This is a genomic window from Serratia sp. ASV30 (assembly GCF_016428815.1).
Taxonomy (GTDB): domain Bacteria; phylum Pseudomonadota; class Gammaproteobacteria; order Enterobacterales; family Enterobacteriaceae; genus Chania; species Chania fonticola_C.
The window spans coordinates 56,809-66,375 of record NZ_JAELTL010000028.1 but is presented as its reverse complement, the minus strand read 5'-3'; the positions used below and the strand labels follow the sequence as shown (position 1 = coordinate 66,375).

7 protein-coding genes are annotated in these 9,567 nt (G+C 50.7%); 3 read left to right on the top strand and 4 right to left on the bottom strand.

The window, feature by feature from the left end:
• The 3 genes from JHD74_RS14200 to tssI all read left to right on the top strand — a co-directional run.
• A partial coding sequence (locus JHD74_RS14200) for a hypothetical protein (RefSeq protein WP_199062930.1) occupies window positions 1–180 on the top strand: 180 nt, incomplete at its 5' end.
• A gap of 11 nt (window positions 181–191) precedes the next feature.
• Window positions 192–1,109 (top strand): LysR family transcriptional regulator, encoded by a 918-nt coding sequence (locus tag JHD74_RS14195; RefSeq protein ID WP_199062929.1) that lies wholly within the window; start codon window positions 192–194, stop codon window positions 1,107–1,109.
• Between the two features lie 671 nt (window positions 1,110–1,780).
• On the top strand, window positions 1,781–3,742 hold the full coding sequence (gene tssI / locus JHD74_RS14190; RefSeq protein ID WP_074028080.1) for a type VI secretion system tip protein VgrG: 1,962 nt from the start codon (window positions 1,781–1,783) through the stop codon (window positions 3,740–3,742).
• An 85-nt stretch (window positions 3,743–3,827) separates the two neighbouring features.
• Here the strand turns inward: tssI and JHD74_RS14185 are convergent, their stop codons facing one another.
• The 4 genes from JHD74_RS14185 to JHD74_RS14170 form a co-directional block, all read right to left on the bottom strand.
• A complete protein-coding gene (locus JHD74_RS14185) occupies window positions 3,828–4,118 on the bottom strand; it encodes a chorismate mutase (protein WP_074028079.1) in 291 nt (96 codons plus the stop codon).
• 107 nt (window positions 4,119–4,225) lie between these two features.
• On the bottom strand, window positions 4,226–5,842 hold the full coding sequence (locus JHD74_RS14180) for an Ig-like domain-containing protein (RefSeq protein WP_199062928.1): 1,617 nt from the start codon (window positions 5,840–5,842) through the stop codon (window positions 4,226–4,228).
• A 76-nt stretch (window positions 5,843–5,918) separates the two neighbouring features.
• Window positions 5,919–6,617, bottom strand: a complete 699-nt coding sequence (locus JHD74_RS14175) for a ZirU family protein (RefSeq protein ID WP_024530666.1) — start codon at window positions 6,615–6,617, stop codon at window positions 5,919–5,921.
• Between the two features lie 81 nt (window positions 6,618–6,698).
• Window positions 6,699–9,392, bottom strand: a complete 2,694-nt coding sequence (locus tag JHD74_RS14170; RefSeq protein WP_370592646.1) for a ZirU family protein — start codon at window positions 9,390–9,392, stop codon at window positions 6,699–6,701.
• Between the last annotated feature and the right edge of the window lie 175 nt (window positions 9,393–9,567).

The window sequence follows — 9,567 nt, the reverse complement described above, 5'->3', positions numbered from 1 at the left end:
CCCCCCCCCCCCCCCCCCCCCCCCCCCCCCCCCCCCCCCCCCCCCCCCCCCCCCCCCCCCCCCCCCCCCCCCCCCCCCCCCCCCCCCCCCCCCCCCCCCCCCCCCCCCCCCCCCTTTTTCACGCAGACGACGGCATACGCGATGATACCTCCTGTCTCGTGGGCTCGGAGATGTGTATAAGAGACAGGTTTATGCGGCCAACTCTTGATTTTAATACCCTGAAAGTTTTCATTGCGGTGGTTGAAAGAGACAGTTTTGTTGGGGCATCGAAAATCCTTGAAATGCCGACATCAAACGTGAGTCGTTGTATTTCTCAGTTAGAAGACAGACTGAATCTTCAGCTTATTGAGCGCAACACCCGACATATGAAACTCACCCAGGCGGGACACCTGCTCTATATCCGGGCGAAGCCATTACTGGAAGCGCTTGAGCAGACTGAAACAGAATTAACGTTGCGGCAAATGCAGCTCAAGGGGCCACTACGTATCTGTATTCCCAATGAAATAGGTCCTGCACTGCTGGGTTCTGTGGTTGCCGATTTTGCCTGCCAGCACCCGGATCTGGAAATTAGCTGTGTCACAAATTTGTCTGGTTTTGAATCCCTGCGAGACGACCTGGATTTAGCCATCATTGTGAGCCGTGGCCAACTGGATGACAGTGATTACATAGCCCGTCATCTGGTGACAATCCCTTGCACTATCGTTGCAGCCCCCTCCATCATTCAGCGTTATGGCATCCCTTCTCGTATACAGCAATTTGAAGAATTACCCTGTATTACCACGGTAAATGCACTTAAAGGTGCTCCCTGGCAGTTTATGAATAAAAAGGGGGGATTCGAGACGATTAAGGTTAAAGGCCATTACAGGGTAAACAGCGGAGAGATGGCAGGATGCGCGGCGGTAGCGGGTGTTGGTTTCGCCATTCTTTCGAAACAGGCCTGCCAACCCTACATCGACGATGGACGGCTGATCGAGATTAAGTTTGAACAACCGCCAGCCCCACTTCAATTGTTCGCACTTTATTCTGACAGGCGTTATTTGCCAGCTAAAACGCGAGCGCTCATTGATTACATACAGCAGAATTTGAGCAATACATCCTTAGCAACCTAAGACTACATTAAACAGCCACAGAGAGTCCTGGTGTTACACTAGTCTCTAAATGCACAATGTCTGCTACTCGCTCTTAGCTGACGCGGTTCCGCCCTGTGGACTGCTAAGTTCCTGAAGCGGGCTTTGCAAACACTACGTCGCGTCAATCAATGGGAAGCATATAACACCAATATGCTTTCCTGTTCCAGACTCAAACGAACTTGTCCAACGCATCAGAACTGTTTCCTCAGTCATAACTAGCCACAGCAGAGAACACCGACTAAATAGGGTTCTAGTGGCGTTGGATAGGACTTCCGGTGGTTCTTGGGCAAACTTGTGTCTGTAAGCCATTCATATGAATTAAGCCTATTAGTTTGATGGGATTAGGCGCTCGACACGATTCAACAGATTGCCCCGCCTACCAGGCTTGGAAGGAGGCCGATAAGAAGGGAAATTGGCTATCTCATTCTTGAACGCTTTGTTGAAAAATGAAGCTGTTCACAGCCTGAAGTGAACATTTCCTATCAGAGAAATTTCCCGATCTCTATGAGGCATAACCGTGCTAGCTCTCACTAAATGAACAAATTCAGGTTGTTGCCATTTTCCACATACATTAAAGTATCTTATATATTATAAATATTTTATTTGCATAGATTGGGATGCATTCACGCCGTCAATAAGGAAATATGAACATGGATGCGAGTGGCCTGCGGTTTACGTTAAGTGTGGGGAACCTGTCATCTAAAACCTTCGTAGTATCAGGTTTTACGTTGCACGAGCAATTTTCTGCCCCTTTCACGCTTGAACTGGAGGTTGCCAGTGCCAGCCCCAATGTGGAGTTCCGTTCAATTCTAGACAATACCGCCACGCTGACCATTTGGCGTGAGACAGAAGTACAGCGTATCGTGAATGGCATTGTTACTTCCGTCGAGCAAGGCGATTCAGGACTTCATCAAACACGTTACCGACTCAGTGTGCGCCCCGCCCTCTGGCGAGCAGGATTAAGACAAAACTCCCGCATTTTTCAGCAACAGGGTTTTCTGGAAATTCTTGAAACCTTGATGAAAGAAAATAAGATCAGTGACTATGCCCATGCTTTTCGCTACAAGCATGCACCCAGAGAGTTTTGTGTTCAGTATAATGAAAGCGATCTGGATTTCCTTCATCGAATGGCGGCAGAAGAAGGCATCTATTATTTCCTCGAACATGAGAATGACAGGCACACGCTGGTCTTTGCCGACGATAACATCATCGTGAATGAAGGGCCGACGCTATCCTACTACCCAAATCAACAACAAACCTCACTCGATGAACCTTGCATTACCACCTTCAAGCGCCGGGAAAGTCTGCGCCCTTCAGAGGTATTGCTGAAAGATTACACCTTTAAAAACCCCTTGTGGGCCGCTGAATATCGCGATCGCGCTCGAGATGATGAACATCAGTCAGCGGAATATCTGCATTATGATTATCCTGGCCGCTATAAAGACACCGGTCCAAGCGGGGAAAAGTTTTCCCAATGGCGCATTCAGGCACTACGTAATGATGCCCATCAGGGCGAAGGGGCTAGTAATTGTCCTGCTCTACAACCCGGTGTGCGCTTTACCCTAGAAAACCATCCACTGGACACACTGAATACAAGCTGGCAAGTCACCCAGGCTATCCATAGCGGGCAACAACCCCAAGCTCTGGAAACTGTATCGGGAGGGCAAGGCACAACCATAACCACTCAGTTTGCGTTTATTCCCAATAATCAGACATGGCGCCCACTTTCACGGCCAAAACCACGCATTGACGGAGCCCAGATTGCGATTGTCACTGGTCCACCCTCAGAAGAGATTTATTGTGATCCTTATGGTCGGGTCAAGGTGCGTTTTCTTTGGGATCGTTCAGGGAAAGACGATGATACCAGCTCCTGTTGGATACGGGTATCGCATCCCTGGGCGGGGCCTCGTTGGGGGATGTCGGCCATTCCGCGCATTGGTCATGAAGTGATTGTTGAATTTTTAAACGGTGATCCTGATCAGCCGGTGATAATCGGCCGCACCTATCATGCCAACCATCTGCCTCCTGGTAATTTGCCAGGCAGCAAAACCCAGATGTCGATCCGTTCAAAAACCCATAAAGGCGAAGGATTTAACGAACTGCGTTTTGAAGATGAAAAAGATAATGAAGAAGTCTTCGTTCACGCACAAAAAAACATGGCAATACGGGTGCTCAATTCGAAAGACGAACGAGTGAACTACAACCGTAGCAGCAGTATCGGGCATGATGAAGAACTGGTGGTTGCCAACGATCGAAAAGTGACAGTTGAAGGTAATCAGGATCAGAAAATCACCGGTAACAATCTGGTGATGACGGAAGGCGACCGAGGTATACAGGTCAAGGGCGATCTGGCACAGAAAGTTAGCGGCGTGTTCAGTGTGGACAGCAACGGCGATCTGACGCTACAAAGCAATAGCAAACTGACGCTGAAAGTGGGTGGAAGTTTTGTTGTTATTCATGCCGGTGGCGTAGATATCAAGGCCCCCTCAATTAATCTGAATTCTGGTGGTAGCCCTGGTGATTTACTGACCCCAGCCAGCCCGGCAGTTTTAAAAGCAGCGGCACTTGCAGGTTCAATGTTTGTCGCACATTGCCCACTGAAGGATAGCTAAGGTATGGAAGAACATAAACGTTTGTATGGAAATATACCCGCACGCCCTTGTTGCTCCCCCCTATTCGGCAAGGGCTTGGCCGAAACTATTTTTGTACCAGACTTCGGTGCTGTTCCATCTCATAATCAATAAATGCGTTAATCATCGTACGGTAAACTTTTTCAATAATGTCTTCGGGGAGTCCGACCACAGCGGCTTCAGCCCTGACCTTATCAATGACCCTCTGAACCCTGTCGGGCGCACGAACAGCATCCTGATCTTTTTTAAATCCAGCAGCTGCTTTCACAAACCGACCGCGTTCGGCAATGAGTGAAACAAGTTGGGAGTCGATGCCATCTATGGCCTTTCTTACGTCTTCGATAGTAGAAAAATGCACCCTTGTACTCCCTAGCTAGTTTAGAAGTACACGCTATCATAGCTATCGATGGCTGTCCTACCCTTTTTAAGATTCCTATCGGGTCCTGCTGCCTTTGCCACATTCGCCTATAGAGAGGTTGAGCAAGTCACATAGGTTACGCCGTCTAACGGGAAACTGAATAAATTACCGTTCCCCAGGTAAACATAATGCCGTTCGTTACCGGCAGCGGTAAGTTCCCTCCCCCAGTAGTTACCCCCAAACCAACCGTTAGAGTATCGACTCATGCTGCCCCATTCATTCCATAATCTGGCATTGGCATCCCGGTTGGCCCCGGTCTGGGCTATCGGGGTTCGGTCTGTCATCTCACTATAGCTCGGCACCGCGTAGCCTCCCCCTTGGGAACTGCACCACGCGGCAGCCTCACTGGGTTCCATAAGGAAGTGGCTATTATTCCTGAACCAGCGGTTGACGGTAAATTGATAGGTTAACGTTGAGCCATTGCCTGTATGTTCGGCCGTAATGGTGACCCGATTATTAGCCGATGTAGGTTCTTGATTAAACCTCACATTACCGCTGCCATCCACGCTGGCCCAGCTCTGATCGCTACTCCAGCTATAGGAACTGTTCCCGGCAGGATCCTCGCCAACCACCAACTGAAATTCCGCACCGATAAAGCCTGTTTTGGGGAAGCCATCATCAGCCGAGAAAGAGGCACCGTTGGCCAAGATATGTGTCATCTGCACGTCATCAAAAAACGCAACGTTGACGGTAGCAGAAACACCGTTAGCAGTGGTGGCCGTGACGTCACTATTGACGGCCGTGTCACTGGTCAGGGCTATTTTCACCTCACCGTTGCTGTCCGTAACGCCACTGGTCGCCAGCAGCGTTACGCCGTTGGTCGCAGTGAAGTTTACCGTTTCACCCTCAATACTGTTGCCATGGCGGTCTTCGACATAAACCACCACATTATTATCGTCAATGCCGTTGGCCAGCGCATTGTCCTGGGTGACTTCCGCATGCACAACCTCCACTGGGCCGGCAACAAACAGCGTATTGACCGTCTGAGCATCATCATCAATCCTGGCCGTTACCTGAGTGGTACCTGCAATCACATTCGTCACATACGCCGTTGCCTCGCCCTCAACTCCAGTTTGCGCACTGGCCGAAATCGCGCCCATATTATCGGCATCGAAAAGCACCGTTGCGCCCACAACAGGTGTACCGTCCAGATACTGAACGGTAGCATGTACGGTGTTCACCGCCAGCCCATCGGCAACCGCTCCCAGGGGAGACTCGGCCCATACCAGGCTGGAAAGCATCCGCTGCCACTTGATATTGATAGGGTTAGGTAGCTGAACCGGCAGCCCCTCACTTGGAATGGTAATATCGGGATTGGTTTGAGGGGTTACGATCACGTTCAACGCACTGCCCGCCAGGATGTTACTGAGCTCCAGAGTATAACTGGGGCTGGTTGCCCCATTAATGGCAGCACCGTCCAACGTCCACTGGTAGGTCGTTCCCTGTTCCGCATCACCATCCACATCATTGAAGGAGGATGTCACGGTAATCACCTCCCCGGCCCGCGGCTTGAGGTTGTCTACCGAGAGCGTGGTGGTCGGTGGCCGCCCGTGGACTGGCTGGGTAGATTGCTGGACAGCCTGCACCACCTGGCTCATCACGACGATCAGAACCAGTAATATCCTGAATACAAAAACCTTAAAGAGATTATTGCGATGCAACATCCAGCGTATCCATCATACTGATTTGTTAAATCAACTGGCCCAGGCACGCCTGAAGCATGCCTGGGCTGACTCTTTATTACTGAGCCGCAGAGTTGCTGACAACTACCTGAACTCTCAGTCTCTGGTCTGTACGCACTGGAGTATAGGTGCTGCTGGTTGCCCCGCTTATGTTGCTGTAAGTATTTGTGCCCTGGCCAGTTTCAAGCTGCCACTGGTAGGTCACGCCGGTACAGGTCCCCCCCGCACAGGTTGCTGTCGCAGTCAGAGTAGAATCAACCTGTGGATAGCCACCAACTTCACCAGTCACCGTCACGCCGGTGACTGTCCCCCCCGCAATAACGGTCAAGGCATTGGAGGCAACGGCTATACCAGAAGCCGGGTCGGTAATGGCAGGGTCGGTATGCGGAGTGACTAACACGGTAATGGTTTTGCCCAGATCTCCGGCAACAATGGTGTAGGTATTGCCAGTAGCTCCCGCAATATCTGCACCATTAGCCTGCCATTGATAGGTTTCCGGTATCGCCGTATCACCATCCGCGTCGCTGAACGCCCCAGCGGTACCGATACTCAAGGTATCGCCGATATCGATCAAGCCGTTACCACTGGCATTGTCGGAAACAATGGTACTCTGCGTCACTACCGGGGCGCGCCCCCTGACGGTGGAAGTCGGGCTGGAGGTCACTGCAGACCAGGCAGAACCGACTATCAGCATGCTGAGTAACATCCCCGCTAGCAGGGACACCAGCCCTCTGCGTGAGCCAATCTTGTTGTCCATTGTTTCTTTCCTCTGCTGTACTCAAAATCAATGTTTGAATCACCTTCCAGGCCAGCCTGAAATAATGATAAAACCCCGGTCTTAATGCGATACCACTCGAATAGCCCGTTTCTGTAAGTTTGCCGTCACCGTCAATGTTTCAGAGGTTGCACCAGGAATTGCGACAAAGACCCCCGAACCTGCAGATGACTCGACTTCCCACTGATAATTCATTGGTATTCCGTTACACAAAGCAATTGAACACATTGCAACGGCCAGGAGGTTATCCCCAACGACAGGATGCCCAGTCAGCTCGGTGCCGTTGCTGTATATCAACAATTTGACCGGTGTTTCTGGCACAAAAGAGAGCTCTGTACTGGCCAGATGATCACCGATGGTGGCGGTCACCGTGGTGACTCCGGCATTAACATTGGCTAGCTTCACCGTCACCTGCCCCTCATTATCTGTCCTGGCCGCAGGGGACAGGACCGTCGCACCATTGTCTACCTCAAACTCCACTGCAGTAGCATTGATAGGATTGCCATGGCTATCGGTTACCCTTGCTTCAACCTTATTAACATCAACGCCATTAGCGTATGCATGATCGCTAATCACCATCAGCTCAATGGTCGCAGTACCGCGATCGGCGGTGAGCACCACGTCGTGCGACTTCATCTCCACGGCGGCACCATTTACTGTAGGAACTACGGTTACCGTGCCTGCGACTGTTCCACTCAGTTTGGCGCTGTACACGCCGTTATTTTCCGTTACCGCGCTCAGCGTAACCTCGGGAATACCCGTAACCTCAAAGGCCACCGTTAACCCGTTAATAGGCTGGTGATTGATATCCTGGGCAGTAAAGTCCAACGTACTGGTCTGTAAACCATCAGCAATAATTTCTACCGGTTCTACGCTAAAAAGGGAGTTTTCCGGGCTCAGTACCTGACTACTCGCGATTAAATTAACTTTAGCTGAAGCCAGAGAGATATCATTAATGGTTGGAGCAATAATAGCTTCTCCCTGGGAGAACCCTGCCGTTAACTGATAGGTGTAGACCCCCGGTGCGGTCTCGGTAACGGCACTCAACAGCGGGTTACTGATAGGCTGAGCTGCCCCCGTATTCGGTGTAAAATGCAAATCCGCAGTCAGTTGGTCTCCCATTCCCTTAACCGGCAAGTTGTTAACATCTTTTAAATTCAAGGTAATCAAGCTCTTGGCAACGCCATCAGCAGGTATTTCGGCCGGGGAAGCCTGAATGCTGGAATTGACCGTGCTGACATTTTGTTGTGTCACAACGATCTGTGTGGTACTGCGGTTTGAGGCATTGCCCTGATTATCGTAAGCCACGGCACCTAACGTGTAGTTATTATTGCCTGCCCTATAAGGGGGTAATTTTATCGAAATGCTTTGTGAAGAGGTTTGTATAACCATCCCCCCGGCTGCCACCAACGATGCGCTATCCCAATCGATTCGTTCAAGCCCATATTTCGCCGTCACCTGTGCATCCACTTTGATCGTTTCAAAGGCACTTCCGGTCATTTGATCCGGCAATGCCAATTGGATTAACGTCTGTTTCTGGTACTCCAGCACAATCTGGTTATTACGTTCCACCAGATCATAACGGCTACCTGCCAGCGTACGACTTGCTGCCACCGCAGAGGGATCTATTTGCGCCTGCCATGATTCGCCCAAACGGTAGTTCAGTTGCACACTGATGTTGCTATCGTTACGGCTACCTTTGCCAGCACGGTGCTCTGCTCCGATAGTGATCAGGGGGATCGGCGTATAGTTGATCCCCGCAGTGATCGCATAAGGATTTTTCTGCCGGTCATCCTTACCAAACAATGCCACTTCGTCACCCCGGTACTGCTCAAACATCAACTTTCCACCCAACTGAGGATAAGCGGGCAAATACGCTTCTGCCCGCAGGTCATAACCGTTGGCAGGACGTTCATTGTAATCAGCAAAATCCCGGGATTGATGCCAATCGGTGAGAGCCAGATAGCTGTTAGCCGATAGCTTCAGGTAATCCGTCCAGGCTTCAACCCCAAAGCCGACGCGGTCGTTCTTACCGGTCATGTCACGATCAAAAAAGGCGTTAACACCATACATCCAATTATGTTGCACAGTCCGAACACCCGCCCCGAGATTGACGGTGTTGCGGCCGTCTTGGTTTCTAAGTCCTAACTGGCTGAATAAAAGCGATTTTTTGTTATCATAAAGCGGTACCAGCAGGTCAACCGAGCTCCCTTCCAGGCTGAAGTCATCATTAAGATTAAGTTGAACGCGCGCAGTCCCATACGAGCTCAGCCAATGTTGTGCCGAATCATTGAATTCACCCACCACCATCGAACGCGCCATGCCAGCCGCTGCCAACGGGGTGTTATCAGCAGCTAACAGTGTGGTCCCCTTTAACAGGCCATGTGCCAACCTCTCATTATGTTGAGGAGGGGGTACCGCTGGGGAAGCTTCTGTTTGCTGGTTTTTTACGCTCAATGAGGCTGCGGTCGGGATATCAATTTCATCGCCGCTCCCCAGTTGATTGAACGGTTTTGAAAATGAGCGAAACTGATTAGCCCTTTTTAGCTCCTCCAGCGTAATATGCTGTTTTTTAGCCACACTATAGACGGTTTCACCCACCCCCAAGGTGTATGGCTCGGTTTCATACAGCGAAACAGGCTTGGTTAGTGGAGCGGGGGCAAGCATTTTTGCTATTACTGGGGCAAAGGAAAGGCTCAACGGCAATAACAGTTGAAAGGTAACATTAACCCACACAACAAGAGGTTTGAATGCCACGGAGGAAAACTCCAACGGGATATCTGTTAGAGTAGTCGGGCTTTAATTCTTTCACAAATGGGAGGAGGCATTGAACTACACCGTGCTGACTTCAAGCGGATGCACGCTCCCGTCATCAACGGTTGTTGAACCAGTCTAGCGTGGCTAACTCTGCTGGCTACGGTAAAGCATTTTG